We start from the raw sequence: 17,956 nt of genomic DNA on the forward strand, positions 1-17,956 counted from the left end.
ATCAACAGAGTGTAAAAAATAAACACTGTTCTTTAACACAGCCTAAGTTAGAGTATTACAATTAAAATTTTTCTTAGGATTTGTTATGTAACAATCTGACCCGATACTTGGACAATAAAAAATCCTGTATATATCAATACAGGAATTTTTTATCAAACTTTATTAAAAATAATCAAACTTTTTTAAATAACCAAACCTAGTTTAAAGGATCAATCTTTTTAATAAAACTACATTAGAAGGATTTTTTATTTTTATTGGCTGTTCCATCATTTGTATGTGGTGCTGCCATCAATTTCCGCAAATACGGGATTGTTTCCATAGCTGTTTTCTGGGGTTCTTGATCCGGATAGGAAATCCTCGCCACTTTCACTTTCGTTTGGAAATGTAAGGAGTATAATTGGCAAAGGGTCTCGCCCAGTTGCAAGGATTCTTTGTACACTCTTTTTCCTGCATTTTTGCGCTGTCTCCTGCTGCCTTCAAATGCAGTTAAATTGCTAGCAAAAATCATGCTTGCCTGCAGCCTTTTCGCTAATTCTAAGATATTCTTAGTTCCGACTGTAATTACCTCAATGGTTTCGAATGGATCAGATTGGTTATCCAAAAATGATGCAATATGATAGATTTCTTGAACGTCCAGAAAGTCAGTATCCGAAAGTAATCTTTTTGAGCATATGTTCATTTCCTTACATATAAACTGGCCGTCTGAAAGGCCCTTTATGTTGGTAATTTTTCCTGATGAAAAATGATCTACCCCTATCACTGCATAACCGTCAACAAGGAGATTCCTTGCCAAGTTCGACCCTAAAATGCTTCCTACTCCAGTAATTAATGCTTTTTTCTTCATCATTGCACCGCCTAATCAAATGTCACCCATATCCTATGAAAAAAACAGGTAGGAGTGCTGGAAAACAGCCCCTTTTATATCGGACAACCTTCCACTACCCTCTAAAAAGAATAAGATATTCTAACTCGACCGACTCTAAAAGCTTGAGTTAATGAATGATTGATTTTGGCCCTGGGGGGAAACAGCGGTTATGAAAATATTAGTCATCGGTACAGGGTATGTGGGAACCACAACTGGTTTACTATTCTGTGAAATGGGTCATATGGTAACAGGTTTAGATTTGGATGAGAAGAAGATAGAATCTTTAAAATCAGGAAAACTCCATTTCTATGAACCTGGTCTTGAGGATTTGCTTGCTAAACATATTTCACAGAAACATATATCATTTACAAGAAATGCTAAGAAGGCCATCAAAGAAAATGATGTTATTTTTATTTGTGTGGGTACACCACAAGATAAGAATGGAGATGCGGATCTTTCCTATGTGAAAAGTGTGGCTGAATCCATTGGGACCTATATGAATGAATATAAAGTGATTGTGACAAAAAGTACCGTGCCTGTGGGAACATCCAGATTAGTTTCGAAGTGGATCAGAGAAAAACAAGAAGACAAAATGAAATTTGATGTTGTATCGAATCCTGAGTTTCTTCGGGAAGGCTCTGCCCTTCATGATGCCTTAAACCCTGACCGGATTATTATTGGTACAACTGGTAAAAAAGCAATGAAAATCATGAAAAGCCTCTATGAGCCGTTTGCCTGCCCTACTCTGGAAACGCTGCCGGAAGCGGCTGAAATGATTAAGTATGCTTCCAACTCATTCTTGGCAATGAAAATATCCTTTATTAATGAACTTGCAAAATTATGTGATGAACTTGAAATTAACGTAAATGATGTTTCGAAGGGGATCGGAATGGATCAGCGAATTGGCCCAGCATTTCTTCAAGCAGGTATGGGATATGGCGGTTCCTGCTTCCCTAAGGATGTGAGTGCCCTAATCTATCTGGCGAAAAAGTCCGGTAACCCTCTAACAATTTTGGAAAGTGTTGTAAAGGTCAATGAGGAACAAACAAGTTATTTTTTAAAAAAGATAAAACACGCACTTGGAGGCAAATTGAAAAATAGAAAAATTGCCATACTCGGATTAGCCTTTAAAGCAAATACAGATGATACACGAGAATCTGCAAGTCTTTATTTAATAGAAAAATTAATGGCTGAGCAGGCAGAGGTTACCGTTCACGATCCTGTTGTTAAATGGGGTACAACCTATCAACGGGAGTCCATCGAGGAAACCGTCAAAGGGGCGGATGCGGTGTGCATATGCACAGATTGGGAGGAGTATAAAAAAATCAACTGGACTAACTTGAAATCGTTGATGAACCAACCCTATATTTTTGATGGACGAAATATTCTTTCGAAAACTGAAATGGAGAAAATAGGATTTCATTATATGGGGATTGCTAATGGTTAACCATTCATCGAATCACTAATATGTGGAGAAAACCATCAATGTGGTCTTACCCTTTCAAAATAGGAATTACCAGAGGAATATAGAAAGAAAATTCAATAAATAGATAAAATGGACAGCCTAAAGTTGTACCACTTTCCCTTCCTTTTTCATATTTTAATAAAGAGTTTTTATTCAAATGAGAGGATGGAGGAAATGCAAGGAGTTATATTAGCAGGGGGGAAAGGTACGCGTTTAAGCCCTTTTACAAAAGTCATCAATAAGCATTTACTGCCTGTTGGTCCGTTTCCGATGATTTATTGGCCGATCAGCAGATTAAAACAGGCCGGGATTACTGATATTTTAATCATTACGAATCAACAGGATCTGGTTTCATTCCAACAGATATTAGGCAACGGGGAAGACCTGAATGTTCAACTTTCCTACACTATTCAACAAGAAAATGGCGGAGGAATTGCTGATGCTTTATATAGTGCCAAAGACTTCGTAACAGATAAATTCGTTATGGTATTGGGGGACAACCTCTTTGAGGAGGATTTAAGTAACTTTGTTCAAGAATTCGAGGCCGGATCCCATGAGGCTATTGTATTTTTAAAAGAAGTGCCTGATCCGGAACGATACGGAGTGGCCATCCTTGATGAACAAACGGAATCTATTATGACTATTGTGGAAAAGCCTAAAGTAGCAGCCTCCAATTTCTGTGTAACAGGTATCTATTTTTATGATCAAAGAGTTTTTCAGTATATTGAGTCGTTAACACCTTCTAGCAGAGGTGAAATGGAAATTACGGATTTAAATAATCTTTATATAAACAGAAAAGCATTACATTATAAAAAATTGTCCAAATGGTGGTTGGATGCAGGCACACATGACTCCTTATACAGAGCCAATCAGTTTTATTACGAAAATGGATTAAGGGGAGATCTGGTGTGAATAGAGGTGAAATGAAAAATGCCAAAAGTTTCAATTATCTTAACCAGCTACAATAAACATGAATATATCGCAAAGTCATTGCAATCTATCCTGGAACAAACGTATACGGATTTTGAACTTTTTGTGATGGATGATAATTCCAATGAAAAGACGCTAAATGTTATACAACCATTTTTGCAGGATGAAAGAGTAAAATTTTATAAAAGTGATATTCAAACTGTAGATGAACGGGTCATCAAGACAAGGTATGCTGTTTTAATTAATCAAGCCTTGGAAATGGCAAAGGGAGATTTTATCGCTTATGCTACTGATGACAATGTGTTCCATGAGCAAAAAGTTGAGAAAATGGTGCACTTTCTCGAGAAGCATCCTGAAGCATATGTGGTCTATTCAGGATCCAAGACCACCTATTTAGATGAAAATGGTGTACCAGAACGGAATGTAATCAGGAATGCAAGAGGAATCACCTGGTTGGCTCCTTGCGCAACAGATCATTGCTCAATCATGCACAGAAAAGAAATTTTACCGGTGATTAAACAGGAGTTCGGATCCATTTGGGATGAAGATCCTCAGTTCTATCGAATCGGTGATGCCCGATTTTTCTGGAGGGTTAATCACTTTTTGCCGTTTTATCCCCTGGATGAAATACTCGATTTTAACTTCATTACCCCAAAATCCATTCATGCCCAGCTATTTAATGAAAAACAATCATCATTTGTTGAAAAATTACCACCTCAAAGAACATGTAACGAATTGAGAGAGTCGCTTAGGGCCTTAAGAAGAGGGCAACAAGGATGAGCCACTATCTGAACCATTATTGGGCACTTTATCGACAATTTATGGAGGTTTTTAAAAACTTAAAATACTGCGATATTCCCATTGCGATCATGGTGAATTTTTACCAGTTGATTGATGAGGAATTAAAATTAACCATGGAGGATGAATCGTTCCTATTAGCTTGTAACGGTTCTGAACTTAACCAGAATGAAATACAGCCTTATTTTGAAACATGGCTCGAGAAGATTAAATTGCCTGCAATTGATCGAAATATGAGAGGGAAGATCCTCATAAATTACGATTATACCAGAATCCCCGAAGAGACCTATCAAACCTTGTTCAATCCTGATGAAACCATGATCCTTACCCGTTCAAGCAAATTACAATTACATGGCATTCCAACTGAGTTCGTGAAAAAATATGAAGAAACGGATGATGCCATTGCCAACAAACTGACTAAGAATGCTACTCATGTCTTTTCAAAATGGCAGGGGCATCCTGCTTTCGAGAATGAATTTTTTCAGCAAACTTTTCTGAATAGAATTCCAACCATAATCAAGGCGATTAGAACGGCTTTTAATCTTTTGGATTCCGTTCCTATTTCCACTATTGTTGTCGGAACCACAGAAGATATGTTAAGCAGGGCACTTGCTGTAGTAGGTGCTATGAAGGGGATTCATAGCCTTTGTCTCCAGCATGGAATTTTAATGGGGGAAGAGGCATTTATGCCTGTTTTTTCAACTGTAATAGGTGTATATGGTGAATATGAGAAGGAATGGTATATGGCCAGAGGCATGAAAGAAGAGAGAATCGCAGAAATTGGCCATCCAAAATATGACCCCATTTTTACCGCATTTCAGATAAATCGTGAGAAATTCCTAAGTGAGTTTAGTTTAGATCCTAACAAACATACTCTATTGGTCATTACAGGGCCCAATATTCAAGCTGATAGATTTGAACAACTGATTGGTGATCTATTGGAGAACCAGGATTATCAATTGATTATCAAGCCCCATCCATGGGAGATTGGGAAAGGGAAGTATAGTCAATATCTTGAGTTAATGGAAAAATATGAATCTATTAGAGTATATACTTCTCGTGACAATCGTTTATACGAGTTACTATCACAAGTAGACGGAGTATTAACCACTTTATCCACGGTTGCCTTGGAGGCACTTCTTATGAATAAACCGGTGTTTATTTACGACTTCTTAGTGAGCAATCGCCCCTACCAATATTACCGACAGTTAGGGGAGTTTCTCCAAGAAGATCCTGCCAAGTTGACGAAAGTCATCAAGGACTATTTTTCCTCGGATGAAATGAAGGAGAGATATAACCAAATTAGAAAAGAGTACGTTTCAACGTTATATATAAATGGAACCTCAGGTGAAAAATTACTAAATAGCATTCAAAAAAACCTATGACTTTACATAAAAATCATAGGTTTTTTGGCTTTCGCAGGATACTTGACTATTTCGTTGTGATTCTCTTTGTAACTAAATCCACTTTGAAGAGTCATCCGTTGAATGGATGGCTTTTTCGATTTCTATTCGATAATATCCCAACTGGCCGGGGTTCCTTTTTTTAAATCTCTTCTTGCCTTTTTTCCTATAAAAGAGGGTAGATGGTGCGGCTTGACTCCGTATCCCGGACGGATGGATCTTAGATGTTCTTCCGTAAACACTTCTCCCTTTTTTATATCTTTCACCACAAATAAAGAACGTGATAACTCTCTGCTTTTTTGTTTTTTAGTCGTCATCTCGTAATCTACTTTTCCAATCGCTGCTTCTGCATCTCTTACGGCATCTACAAGCTGTTTAAATTCCTGGTGGTCTAAAGAAAAACTGGCATCTGGTCCGCCAATGCTTTTATCTAAAATAAAATGCTTTTCTATAACTCTTGCACCAAGGGCTATCGAAACGATCGGCACCGTTATCCCCAAGGTATGGTCAGATAGCCCTGCCTCCACGCGAAAGGTATCTTTTAAATTTTGGATTGTCAGCAGGTTGGCATCCTCGATTTTTGCCGGATAGGCAGAGGTGCATTTTAATAATATGATTTGATCATTACCGGCTTTTCTGCAGACATCTACTGCATCACTGATTTCACCGAGGGTGGCAATTCCGGTTGAAATCAGAATCGGTTTTCCTTTAGTTGCGATATATTCGATTAATGGAAGATCGGTTATTTCAAAGGAGGCTACCTTATAAGCAGGAACCTGAAGCTGTTCTAAAAAGTCGACAGCCGTTTTATCAAAGGGACTTGAAAAGCAAATAAGGCCAAGCTGCCTGGCGTAATTCATTAACTCTTCATGCCATTCCCAAGGGGTATAGGCTTCGTTATAAAGGTCATACAGTGTTTTCCCGTCCCAAATGGTTCCTTGGGTGATACGGAAATACTCATGATTACATGGAATCGTCATCGTATCGGCTGTATAGGTTTGCAGCTTAATGGCGTCAGCACCGGCTTCCTTCGCTGCTTTGATGGTCATTTTCGCAATCTCGATATCGTGGCCATGGTTGGCTGACATCTCGGCAATGATCAAGACTTTGTTGGTAGTGTCAAAATTGTCAATAAACATTTACCCTACCCCTTTATTTAGAGAATAAACAAATTTAAGCAATCCATTGTTTTGTTCAGCAAAGGTAAATCCAGCTTTTTGAAATAGCCTTTTTGAAGCAGCATTTTGATCGGAAACGAATGCTATTATTTCTTTTAACCCGTGCCTTTGTTTGGTCATCATTTCGATGCTTTCAAGTAAAAGTGGGTAACTGAGCCCTTTTCCTAATAGTTTTTTCCCTAAACTGATACTGACCGTGGCAGAGAATTCTTCGATCAGATAGCGAATTTGTCCGTAAAATTGATTTGTTGCATCTGTGATGACGAAAAAAACATGATTCTCGGATTTCATCATGTTCTCAAACCACTGAATATGGTCGTTCCAATTAATTTTATGGGGATTAATGGAATATTGTCTAACGTAATCTTCGTTTGATAAATGAAATATCTCTTCCACATCATCCTTATGAACCATTCTTAAAAAATAAGGACGCCTTTGTTCTTCTTCTTGCAGGAGTGCAGAGATCATTCGTTTACCTCCTAATCCATCAATTTGATTTTTATATTTAGCCGTTAATTCGTTCCTTTTTGAAACAGCCAAAAGCCGTTTGAATTTTTCCTCCATTTTTTCTAAAAGTAAAGGATCGTTGTGATTTAGTACCTCGTCAACCAGTTGAAGTTCAACTAAACCGAGGGCATGATTGAATTGATTATCTGCTACTTTTATGGGGATAAAAGGTGTTTGTGTTGCTATTAGTTCATAAATGGTCTGTCCAGCAGCCGTGATCGCCAAATCGCACTTCAACATGATCCATTTCATTTCTTCAGAGGCGACGTGCTCATACAATTTGATGTTGCTATCTAAACAGGTGTTTATTTCAGCCCTATTTCTAAAAGACGGCCCGATTATGACGTGGAAAGTGATGTCGGGATAGTGCGGGCACAATTTCGACATGATGGCAGGTGTTAGGTTTTGCGGATCCGCTCCTCCCATAGTAATTAGAACGTTCGTAACCTTTGGGAGGGGGGGATCGCGATCGATATTCATGAAGGCCTTTCTCAAAATAATAAAATCGGATCCAAGCAAATAGCTAGTCATGGCCTGGTTTGGATAAGTTACTGTTTTTGTATAAAGAGAGGGATTGACCACTATTCCTTTTGGATAATGGATTCTTCCGTAATCATCGATAAATAAACATTTTTTCGCACGGTCTGCTATCACATGATAAATCTTTTCATCAGCAAGATAGGAATCGACAATACCATAATCATTTGGTTTTATCGTAGCATTCAAAAAGGATGGTGACAGCCAGTTCACCATCTTGTGCTTCCTGTCATTGATAATTCCCTTATCAACTGCATCCCCATGTATGATAAGCTCTGACTCAATTCCTTGATGATCCAATTCGTCATACAATGAGCTGCATCGGGAGATATGCCCCTGGCCAATTTGACTGCCGCCTTCTGTAAAAATAAGCACTCTTATCCGGTTATTTTTCAATGTCTTCCTCCAGAGTTCTGCCTTTTTGCTGGATTAAAGAGTTGATGGATAGCCATTCCGGATGGATTTTTAATAACTGGAGTACATCATTCATAAGGAAAGCAGGGTTCACTGGATAAAGAGCCGTTAAAAGGTTTTCAATTAGGCAAAAATCCTCTTGTGTGTCCACGGTCCATCGTAGCAATCCCCAGTCCTCATCCCCCTCCAATGATCCAATCTTAAAATCGGCCAAATGATCATAAATATAGGTGGTTACATGCTCTCTATACCATTTTGATCCGGCAAGCTTATTCATTTTTGTCAGTGTTTCTTTTGAAAATACTTCTACATCAAGACCTCTCGGGTATGTCCGCTTAACGATATTGGCGGTATAATCAAAATCGCCCTTGAGAAATAAATCAATCGTTCTATTGATGATGTCAGGATCAATCAGCGGGCAATCAGACGTCAATCTGACAATGACATCAATGGAATATTCATTTGCGGCATGGAGATAGCGGGATAGGACATCTTCTTCCGAACCCCGAAAAACGGGAATGGAAAGGCCGCCACAAAGATCTACAATGGGCTGATCCTTTCCAGAAGTGGTTGTTGCTACAATGATTTCATCCAGCAAATGTGCACGTTTCACTCGTTCAATTTGGTACTCCAACAGAGGTTTATTGAGCACTGTTTTTAAAACTTTTCCCGGCAATCTGGTTGAACCCATCCTTGCTTGGATGATGGCACCGATTTTCATGTTGTTGTACCCCTTTTGGCATAATGTGAAATCGTTTCTTTGACCGCCTTAATCACATCATGGACATCCTTTTCTTCCATAGCAGGGAATAGCGGCAATGTAATAATGCTTTCATATAATTGTTCAGCACGTGGAAAATCGCCTTTTTTATATCCTAATTGTTTATGGTATGGATGAAGATGAACAGGAAGGTAATGAACATTGACACCGATATTATGAGAGAGCAATGTTTCAAAAATGGTTTTTCTATCACAAGATAATTGATTTAAATCAAGTTTTAAAACATATAGGTGCCAGCTTGAATCTGAATCTGGATGCTGATAGGGGATCGTAACTTGCGGAATATCAGAAAAGGCGACATTGTAAAGCTCAGTATATTTTTTGCGTATGGATATAAATTGATCGATTCTTTTCAACTGGCTCGTTCCTAATGCGGCTTGTAGGTCGGTTAAGCGATAATTAAAACCTAGTGTGTGCATTTCGTAATACCAGGGACCGTGATGTTCTATTAACTTTGTTTCATCCTTGGTGATGCCGTGGGTTCGAAACAGCAACAGTCTTTCATAGAAATCTGGATTATTAGTGGTGATCATTCCACCTTCTCCAGAAGTAATATGTTTAACAGGATGAAAACTGAACATGGTCATATCACTAATAGAGCCGACCTTTTTTCCTTTAAAGGTGGCACCTAAGGCATGAGCGGCATCTTCAATAACGATGAGATGGTGTTTTTTAGCCAGATTTTTGATTTCATCCAATTGAGCAGGTTGTCCTGTGTAGTCAACAGGAATAATGGCTTTCGTTTTATTTGTAATTTTTTCCTCAATGAATTGATAATTGATATTATAGGTCTTCTCGTCAATGTCGACAAAAACAGGCCTAGCCCCCTGATAAAGTACACAATTGGCACTTGCCGCAAAAGTCATCGGTGTGGTGATGACTTCATCCCCGTCCGTAATACCGGCTGCAAAGCAAGCTGCATGCAAGGCGGCGGTACCATTGGCAAAACTGACGGCAAATTTGGCACCAACGTAGTCGGCAATTGCTTGTTCAAAGGTGGATACAGCAGGTCCTGTTGTGAGGTAATCACTCGTTAACACCTCGATCACGGCTGCAAGATCGTCTTCATTCATCCACTGACGTGCATAGGGGAGAAAGGTATCTCTAATCGGTTTATTAGTCACATGAATTCCCCTTTCATCTTTATTTCTCTTCGTTTACGAGTTCTCTTAATTCTCTGACTGTTAACCAATGAGTATTTATATTGCTGATATAACTAAAACCATCCGGTAATGTCTTGCCTCCGCTTGGATATTTGGTATTCCACCAAGGAAATTCGGGCTGAATCAGGTAATAAGTATCAAATTCCAATGTACGGCGGGCATCATCTTCGGTAATCATGGTTTCGTGCAATTTTTCACCGGGCCTAATGCCTACGATCACAGTTTCACAATCAGGGGCGATGGCTTTTGCTAGATCAGTCACCTTCATACTAGGGATTTTCGGAACAAAAATTTCTCCACCTGACATTCTTTCCAGGTTGTCAATGACAAACTGAACACCTTGATCGAGAGTAATCCAGAAACGGGTCATTCTTTCGTCGGTGATAGGAATTTTTCCCGTTTCTTTTATTTTTTTAAAAAATGGAACTACACTGCCGCGGCTGCCCACGACATTACCATATCTTACAACGGCAAACCGGGTACTTTTTGCTCCGGTATAAGAATTGGCAGCAACAAACAGTTTATCTGATGCCAATTTGGTTGCTCCGTAAAGGTTCACCGGGCTGGCAGCCTTATCAGTGCTTAGGGCGATGACTCGTTCTACTCCTCTGTCCAAAGCGGCTTCGATAATATTCTGTGCGCCGTGAACATTTGTTTTAATCGCTTCAAAGGGGTTATACTCACATACACCCACATGTTTCAGGGCTGCTGCATGAATAACAATATCTACGCCTTCAAATGCCCGTATTAGTCTTTCTTTGTCCCGGACGTCTCCAATAAAAAAACGAATTCGTTGATCGGTAACTTCCTGTGCCATTTCATATTGTTTTAGCTCATCACGGCTGAAAACAATGACTTTTTTTACATCCAACTCCAGAATCTTCTTAATAAATTTCTTTCCAAAAGATCCGGTGCCCCCAGTTACTAAAATGGTTTTCCCTTTTAGGTCATACAACATTTTTCACTCCATTCCTAGTTTATTAACTTCTAAGCTGTTTAAGAATAAATTGGATTCGATGTACAAAGGTGTGATGGTCAATCACTCTTTTTCTGGCATTGTGGCCATATTGTGTTCTTGAATGGGCATCATCGATATAGGTTTCGATCAATTGCAGACATTCTTGATTCGTCGAATAAGAGATTATCTCGTTCGCCGTGTCAAAATGGGTAGCTAAATCGGCTTTTTCAGAAAGAAGCTGAAATACTCCGCATGCTGCAATGTCAAAAGTGCGATTATTAATACTCTTGCTAGTAATGCCAAGTGTATTTTTATTTTTATAAAAATCATAAGCTCGATGAGGGTTTAGAATAATCTTTGCAGAGTGGAACAGGTCTGTAAGATAAGGAGGGTCAATCCACTTGTTAAAAATATGCAACCTGCCTGATTGATGATCAAGAAATAATTTTCTCCACAAAGGTCCGCCAATTAAGACGGTATACTTGGTGTTTTCTAAAATATCTTGGACCAGTTGAATTCTTTCTGGATAAGGATAACCTATTAAGCATAAATCATAGATAGTATTCCTAGGGTTTGGGAGCGGGTGGTATAGGGAAGGGTCAGTACCCAATGGCAGATGATAAATTTTCTTGGACTGGAAACTATTTTTGTAAAATTCATAGGCTCCTAAATCAATCGTAAAAATCATATGGAAGTCTTCTATTAATTTTATGGATTCATCGATATAATAGGGGTCCTCTGTCAACCAAATGCCTAACTGAATTCCTTTTGTCTTTAAGTATGGGATTAGTTCGTTCGGTAGCCCATATCCGACAAAAACAAGAGCCACGTCAGGCTGGAACGCTTCAATCTGTTTGATTGTTTCCCGGTTATATTTTGGTGGAATAGATAAATAGGTTTGATTGAGCAAGGTAAGGGAGTCCAGAATGGACTGTTCGAAATAGGGATATATACCAGAATAACCGGATGAAATAAATAAGATTTTCATCGATTACCAACACCTTGACTATTAAATAGGGAAGACTATACAGAAACGGTAGAGAGATAGATTTTATAGAGGGAAAGGGCAGTAATTTTTAAAAACCCTGCCCCTTCTCCTTAAGGGTTTGTTGGGACTACTACAGAGAAATATTCAATGTCATTGTACATGATATACGTAAATCGTTCTGCTAAAAATGGACTTAGAGTCTCCGGTTCACGCAATGTAATTAAACCATATCTTGATACATTGATTAATTCACCAGATAGTACATCGCCTGTCCATGTTTTAAGGGTAACTTCATAGCCGATATATCTTTTCAGGGCACTAGCCATACTGCCTTCAGGATATTTGTTTTTGTCCTTGCTTCCCATCTCTTCTCATCTCCTTTCCGGTTGTGCTACAGACTAATATATTCCATGAAAGAAAGTTGGACAGGGCATTTTGAATAGAAAAATACAAGTTGGATAGGTTTAAGAGCCCTTTTTTGCAGCATTCATGATGCAAAATAAAAAGGGTGCTCTTTTGGCACCCTCTTACGTCAATTGTTCTTTTTCGATTAAGTCCTTTACTACGTCTTCGATGGTTACGTTCTCCAATGACTTCTCCAAAGCCAGCTGTGCAGTTGTAAATATTGGAATAATACTGTCCTGGATGTTCCTGCCAACAGGACAATCAGGATTTGGCTGATCATGGACACTAAATAACTCTTTTTCAGGGACCACATTCACGGCCTTATAGACATCTAGGAGGGTGATCTCTGATAATTCTTTGGCAAGTGAGGCACCGGCGACCCCTGGATGTACGTTTACCAGTCCGGCCTTTTTTAGCATTCCGGTTATTTTCCTAATTACNNAAGAAATTCTGATGAACTCACCCCATCTTTGTTCATTTCAATTAAAGCTAATATATGAATTCCGACAGCAAAACGGCTGCTGATTGACATGTTTTCACCTTCTAAATGGAAATGTAGAGTGTAATGTAATTAATGTGATTACAATTTATTATAACGTAAAACGGTTACGGATATAAGTAAAATATCACGAAGTCCAAGAAGGTAATTATTGAGGGAATACACTAATAATAAAGGGTGAATTAGAAAAGGAGGTGACCCCCATTAGCATCTCAAGTGGAAAATGGACAAAACACCTAATCCTTAGTGAGGATGAAATCTTGATCAAACACTTGCCGCAAACCAATTTATTAGTTAGAGAATCCATATGGGAGTATTTAGACCGATTCGGGGCGGTAGTCATTAAACCAAGTCAAGGTCTAAAAGGATATGGGGCAGTAAAGGTTTCAAGACTAGATTTAGACCAATACGAAATCCATAGGGAAAAGACCCGAATACAAACGGACAGATACGGACTGTTGCAACTTCTGGATAAAGAGAAATACCAAAGAAAAATGTATATTGTCCAAGAGAGAATTCCTTTGGCTAGGGTGGAAGGAAAGCCATTTGATAGTAGGATTATGGTCGAGCGCGAACAAAAAAAAGACGAATGGAAAATCACCGGAAGGCTTGCAAAGGTAGCAGAAAAAGGCTACTTCATCACCAACGTAGCATCCGACATCCTGCCCCTACACGAAGCCATCTCCCGATCCAACCTAAGAAATCAAGAACATGCCCCCCTGACCCTAATAGAAAAAATCGACAACCTCGCCATCCATTCCGCCCACCAACTAGCAGAATACTACACCAGCTCAAACACAATCGGATTAGACATTGGCATCACCAAATCCGGAAAAATATACATCATAGAAGCCAACCTCAAACCTAGCCGCGCTATGTTTAAACGTTTAAAAGAGTGAGAAGAGTGTAAAAGGTGACAGGCACCATAAAAACACGAATGTCCATACCGGGTGGACATTTTGTCTGACAAGAAAAAACCAGGAGCACTTCCGTTGTGGTGTGCTCCTGGTTTTTCATTTTTTCTTGATAAATTTGTTTTCTGTGGTGGAGTATTGGTATTGAATTTTTTTGCTGTTGGTTAGAGGGAGGGTGAGTTTGTTTCCCTCTAGTTTGAGTTCAGCGGATGCCCCCTTTGTTTGGAAAATGGGTGTAAGGGGGTCATTTTTGGTGCTGCTGCTATTGAGTGAATAGACCCATACATAGGTTTCATCTTGGTTATTGCTGGCTGCAAGGACAATGTTGGATGCGTCATTTGAGGCGTCCGAATCAAAGTCGTGTTCAGCTCCGTATAAGGAAAAGCCGTCCAGTAATCGCTCTTTTTTATCAAAAGGGCTGGTTTCTCCATTTACCTCTATTTTGACTGGAATGGCCGTATTGGTCGTATCCATTAGATAATAAAGGTTGTTTCCGTCCGGTTGAGGGTGAATATCAATCGTTTGGACCATTTCTCCGTTTAGAACGATGCTCCCCTTCTGTAAGCTAGAAAATTGCTTAAAAGATTCTAGAGCGCTCCGTTTTTTGGTCCCAGTTTCCGTTCCGTTCGTCTTGACTGCCTTGGGCGGAGCTACATTCCGATCTCCGAACACAATCAAAGCTCCACCTCCCGCAGCCCCAAGAAGGGCAACAGCCAGTACCAACGATAGCCCTCGCTTCTTAAAAAGCTTCCCTAGCAGACCCGATGTCTCTAATTCCACTTCTTTTAACAATCCTTTTAAACTGCTGTTGCGAATCGTAGCCAATTCCTTCCGATACGCTCGATTTTTCCAAATGGACTCCGGATGATCAACCAAATAGCTTTTCAAGGCCTGCTTATACTGTTTAGAGCCAAGCAGGGCCACATTTTCCTTGATAAAAGAAACGGCTGCTTTGGCGCCACCATAACGGGTCGAATGGGAGAAAAGTCCATTATAATCAACCTCGCCCAGCTCTGATTCGAACGCTAAGACCAAAACCGAGAGATGGTCCTGCAGCTGCTCCCCTTGCAATAATCGTCGGAGAGTTTTCCTGAGCTCACCCCGTTCCTGCCGCCTTAGTGTTTGCAAAATGGCCGTTCTACTGTGTCCTGGCTCGCTCAACAACTGATACAAGGCATAGGTAATCGAATAATTCCGCTTAATTCTATCATCTTTAATCCTTACTTCCTTCGGGACTATTTCTCCAAACATCAACACATCCCGAATGGACAGCTTCTCCAAATCAATTGCATAGAGCAAGCCAACCACAGCTGACTTTAAGAGGTCCTTTTTAAAATGTTGAAAAGCCTGGGGGTCGTCGATGTCTATATCAAAATTCTTGACCGCGCATACTGCCATAAAAGGGTTTTCTGCGGCACGAACCGTAGCAGCGATTGCTTTATTGACGACTGTTCTAAAAGTTTCAACATTTAGCAGGAACGGGGCCGCCAACAGCTCGCTGATTTTGGCTAAGATTTCCTCGATCTTTGTCAGAGGCTCTAAGGTTTCTTCTAGATATACCTGTAATAAATCCGCATAAACCTGATGATCATGAATAAAGCTCAATATTGCTTCACAGGTAGGCTTGTCCTGCTCAACCACCTTCCAAAGCTGCTGCAACAGGGGATGTCCTTGATAATACTGAAGGGTACTGAGAATAAACGACAGCGGCTCATCATGCCTGAGGAATGTATTTAACGAAATCACTGTTTGAATAAACTCAGCAGCGATTTCTGCATCGCCCGCTACCCGTTCCTCTTGCAGTAACCTCAAAAACAGCGACAACAAAGCAGGTTTCCGCTCGCTGTTGACTTGTAAAAATTTATTCAATCCCAACAAGTATCCCAATTTATTTTTTCGATAAATCGAAAAATCATCAAGATAAAAATCAGCTAACTGATAGTAACTCGCCAGTTCCAACTTTTGATCCTCAGACAGCCCGGACAAAGACTCTTCTGCAAACATAAAAAAGTCATCCATGGGCTTTCCCTTGGAAAAATAATCAAGTGCCAAGTCAAGGTATTCATGCTTTTGTCCGGTAATCTCAACCCCGGATATACTCCCGCCTGCAAAATCAAAAATGAACTGCTTTTCCAGAGAGCGATCTCCGAAATTCAAGGTCCCTGGCTCAAAAAACACCACATGCAAATAATTTTTTACAACGGGGTCACTGGTAAACGTTAAGGCCCCGAAACGGCGGCGGTGCGCATAAGGCAAATAGCTCCAGATCAGTTCTAACAGCCGCAAGGCATGCTTGGAGTACTCCTGCAAAGGTGACTTAAGGGAAACAAATACTTTTTTCTTGCCGGCGACCGAAGACATAACAGCGAACAGCAGCTGTTTAAACTGCTCCACCGAAATCTCCAAATCGCCGAGAATCCCTTCAGCAGGCCTCTCATCATGTTCAAGATCCTCTAGTTCCTCTAATTCCTGCCCAAGTGAAACATCATAGGAAATGCAAAAACCCGTCATTTGAAACAGTTTCCCGGGATTCTTTATCCATTCTTCCTTGCGCCCCTGGGGTATTACATAGTTGTGCATAAAATACGTGCTGCGCTCCCCTGTAAAATCTGCTGGCACAAACACGGCCTGGCCCACTACAAGGTCACCGGTTTTCGGTTGAAAAATCGTCACCGCCTCCGGATACTGCGTGATATCCTTTTCCCCGCTTGCCACTAAGCTTTTTGGGGAGTCATATAAACAGAAGGGGTGCAAATATTTGCTGACAAATGCTTGATCCAGCCTTGCGGAAATCGCGATCGTATCATAGCCATCCGTTGCATGAAAAATGCCGCCCCGTTCCCGAGTATACATTTGCTGCTGAATTCGATCCTTCAATGTGTATGTCTCCCTTCAATATACCCCAGTTTATACAGCAGCCAAATGAACGGCTCATCGACCCGTATCGGACTAATGATCCCGCTGATCTGCTGATCGACAGGGTTGCTTCCAAGGGCGGACACGGCAAAATAGGAGGTATCACGGAAATAGACATCAAGAGCATTCACAAACGGAACATCAACCTTGGCAAGGAATCTTCGGACCTCGCCATTGATATTGTTGAATTCATCAAGATTAAGATAGCCTTGATGGGTCACATGTTGAAAAATATTGCTGTTCGTACGAATGTACTCTCCTTCTTCCGATTTCAACGCATTCAACAAATCGCTTTTTGTTAAAATAACCGCTGTCGGAATGTTCGTTTTGTTGGTGTCCAGATGGGCGATAAAATCTCCGAATAAGGAAATGACCACCTCACGCGGTTCATCGGCCATCCCGACAATTTTCCCAGGATTTTCACCCAGTTGATGGATTAATTTCTCGCGGATGGAGCGAATCTGCATCGGATCGACCAAAAATAAAATTCCCGAAGAATTCTTGATATGGGCAGCGTGAAGCTGTATATAATCCTTGTCTGTCATCCCCTCTCCGGCAACATCGAAAAACACCAGCGTCAACGGGGCTTGATCCTCATCTTTAAAAACAAATTGAAAAATAAATGGCTCCTGTCGGCGTGTCCTCGCAGTTGAATCGAGCAAGCTGCCATTCTCAAATAAAGGAACCTCATACTCCTGCCGGAATCGTCTGCTAATCTCGTTATCTAGCGGAATGCAGGCAGCATGGAAATTATTTGCCGTTACATGCTGCAAGGTATGAATCAGGGACGTCATGTAGACTGATTTCCCAACAGAGGTCGCGCCGACGATTGATACAATATTGCTGGGATATTTACCGGCAGTTACCGGCAATTCATTGTGGCACTCCGGACAGAGGCGAGTTTTCGTCACCACCGAGTATTTATCGGAAACCCCCATCAAGACGCGGTCCGAATAAATTTTGTTTTCGTCGGGGATCATCGCCGGTTCTATCACTGCTTCCAAATCAATTGGAGCCAGCCCGAATTTCGCCCGGTACTGATTCAATTCTTCATCCTCCTGTAGCGCCAATGTTTCGTCATCGTCACGGTAATGCGCCGCTCGAAAAACAACTTCCTCATGATGGAATTTAGCAAAACAGTAGGGGCAGATGATATCGTAGAAAGGCAGCCGTTCCTTGGTCGGAGGCTTTTTTTCAAACATCTTCTTTAAAATTCCGAACATCTCAAGTCTCTC

The 17,956-nt window shown here is 40.4% G+C and carries 15 protein-coding genes and 1 pseudogene; 5 read left to right on the plus strand and 11 right to left on the minus strand.

Going from position 1 to position 17,956, the window contains the following annotated elements; all coding sequences use genetic code 11:
- Positions 1-232: 232 nt before the first annotated feature.
- A complete protein-coding gene (locus V7083_RS03185; protein ID WP_335475294.1) occupies positions 233-844 on the minus strand; it encodes an NAD-dependent epimerase/dehydratase family protein in 612 nt (203 codons plus the stop codon).
- Between the two features lie 190 nt (positions 845-1,034).
- Between V7083_RS03185 and V7083_RS03190 the strand changes: the two genes are divergently transcribed.
- From V7083_RS03190 to V7083_RS03205, 4 genes are all read left to right on the plus strand, one after another.
- On the plus strand, positions 1,035-2,312 hold the full coding sequence (locus tag V7083_RS03190; RefSeq protein ID WP_335475296.1) for a UDP-glucose dehydrogenase family protein: 1,278 nt from the start codon (positions 1,035-1,037) through the stop codon (positions 2,310-2,312).
- Positions 2,313-2,504: 192 nt separating this feature from the next.
- Positions 2,505-3,242, plus strand: a complete 738-nt coding sequence (locus V7083_RS03195) for a sugar phosphate nucleotidyltransferase (protein WP_335475298.1) — start codon at positions 2,505-2,507, stop codon at positions 3,240-3,242.
- Positions 3,243-3,260: 18 nt separating this feature from the next.
- Positions 3,261-4,040 carry a glycosyltransferase family 2 protein gene (locus V7083_RS03200; protein WP_335475300.1) on the plus strand — a complete coding sequence of 260 codons (780 nt, stop codon included), beginning with the start codon at positions 3,261-3,263 and terminating at the stop codon, positions 4,038-4,040.
- Entirely contained in the window at positions 4,037-5,443 is a 1,407-nt protein-coding gene (locus tag V7083_RS03205) for a capsular polysaccharide export protein, LipB/KpsS family (protein ID WP_335475301.1), read from the plus strand. The genes V7083_RS03200 and V7083_RS03205 overlap by 4 nt, the downstream gene beginning before the upstream one ends.
- A 122-nt stretch (positions 5,444-5,565) precedes the next feature.
- Here the strand turns inward: V7083_RS03205 and pseI are convergent, their stop codons facing one another.
- The 8 genes and pseudogenes from pseI to V7083_RS03245 form a co-directional block, all read right to left on the minus strand.
- The gene (gene pseI, locus V7083_RS03210) at positions 5,566-6,600 is read right to left on the minus strand and encodes a pseudaminic acid synthase (RefSeq protein ID WP_335475303.1); all 1,035 of its coding nucleotides are present in this window, start codon (positions 6,598-6,600) and stop codon (positions 5,566-5,568) included.
- Entirely contained in the window at positions 6,601-8,079 is a 1,479-nt protein-coding gene (locus V7083_RS03215; RefSeq protein WP_335475305.1) for a bifunctional UDP-2,4-diacetamido-2,4,6-trideoxy-beta-L-altropyranose hydrolase/GNAT family N-acetyltransferase, read from the minus strand. It lies immediately after the preceding gene.
- Entirely contained in the window at positions 8,069-8,818 is a 750-nt protein-coding gene (locus V7083_RS03220; protein ID WP_335475307.1) for a glycosyltransferase family protein, read from the minus strand. The genes V7083_RS03215 and V7083_RS03220 overlap by 11 nt, the downstream gene beginning before the upstream one ends.
- Positions 8,815-10,002 carry a UDP-4-amino-4,6-dideoxy-N-acetyl-beta-L-altrosamine transaminase gene (gene pseC / locus V7083_RS03225; RefSeq protein WP_335475309.1) on the minus strand — a complete coding sequence of 396 codons (1,188 nt, stop codon included), beginning with the start codon at positions 10,000-10,002 and terminating at the stop codon, positions 8,815-8,817. Before pseC ends, V7083_RS03220 begins: the two co-directional genes overlap by 4 nt.
- A 19-nt stretch (positions 10,003-10,021) precedes the next feature.
- The gene (gene pseB, locus V7083_RS03230; protein WP_335475311.1) at positions 10,022-10,999 is read right to left on the minus strand and encodes a UDP-N-acetylglucosamine 4,6-dehydratase (inverting); all 978 of its coding nucleotides are present in this window, start codon (positions 10,997-10,999) and stop codon (positions 10,022-10,024) included.
- A 22-nt stretch (positions 11,000-11,021) separates the two neighbouring features.
- The gene (locus V7083_RS03235; RefSeq protein ID WP_335475312.1) at positions 11,022-11,987 is read right to left on the minus strand and encodes a CgeB family protein; all 966 of its coding nucleotides are present in this window, start codon (positions 11,985-11,987) and stop codon (positions 11,022-11,024) included.
- Between the two features lie 110 nt (positions 11,988-12,097).
- Positions 12,098-12,352, minus strand: a complete 255-nt coding sequence (locus tag V7083_RS03240; RefSeq protein ID WP_335475314.1) for a hypothetical protein — start codon at positions 12,350-12,352, stop codon at positions 12,098-12,100.
- Positions 12,353-12,514: 162 nt separating this feature from the next.
- Positions 12,515-12,924, minus strand: a pseudogene (locus V7083_RS03245) (Rrf2 family transcriptional regulator).
- Positions 12,925-13,085: 161 nt separating this feature from the next.
- Between V7083_RS03245 and V7083_RS03250 the strand changes: the two are divergent.
- A complete protein-coding gene (locus V7083_RS03250) occupies positions 13,086-13,790 on the plus strand; it encodes a YheC/YheD family protein (RefSeq protein WP_335475316.1) in 705 nt (234 codons plus the stop codon).
- A gap of 114 nt (positions 13,791-13,904) precedes the next feature.
- Here the strand turns inward: V7083_RS03250 and V7083_RS03255 are convergent, their stop codons facing one another.
- Positions 13,905-16,682 carry a hypothetical protein gene (locus V7083_RS03255; RefSeq protein WP_335475318.1) on the minus strand — a complete coding sequence of 926 codons (2,778 nt, stop codon included), beginning with the start codon at positions 16,680-16,682 and terminating at the stop codon, positions 13,905-13,907.
- Positions 16,679-17,944, minus strand: a complete 1,266-nt coding sequence (locus tag V7083_RS03260; protein ID WP_335475320.1) for a TRAFAC clade GTPase domain-containing protein — start codon at positions 17,942-17,944, stop codon at positions 16,679-16,681. The genes V7083_RS03255 and V7083_RS03260 overlap by 4 nt, the downstream gene beginning before the upstream one ends.
- Positions 17,945-17,956: the final 12 nt, after the last annotated feature.

Origin of the sequence: Bacillus sp. JJ1764, from assembly GCF_036962145.1 — a bacterium.
In the GTDB taxonomy this organism is placed as follows: domain Bacteria; phylum Bacillota; class Bacilli; order Bacillales; family Cytobacillaceae; genus Neobacillus.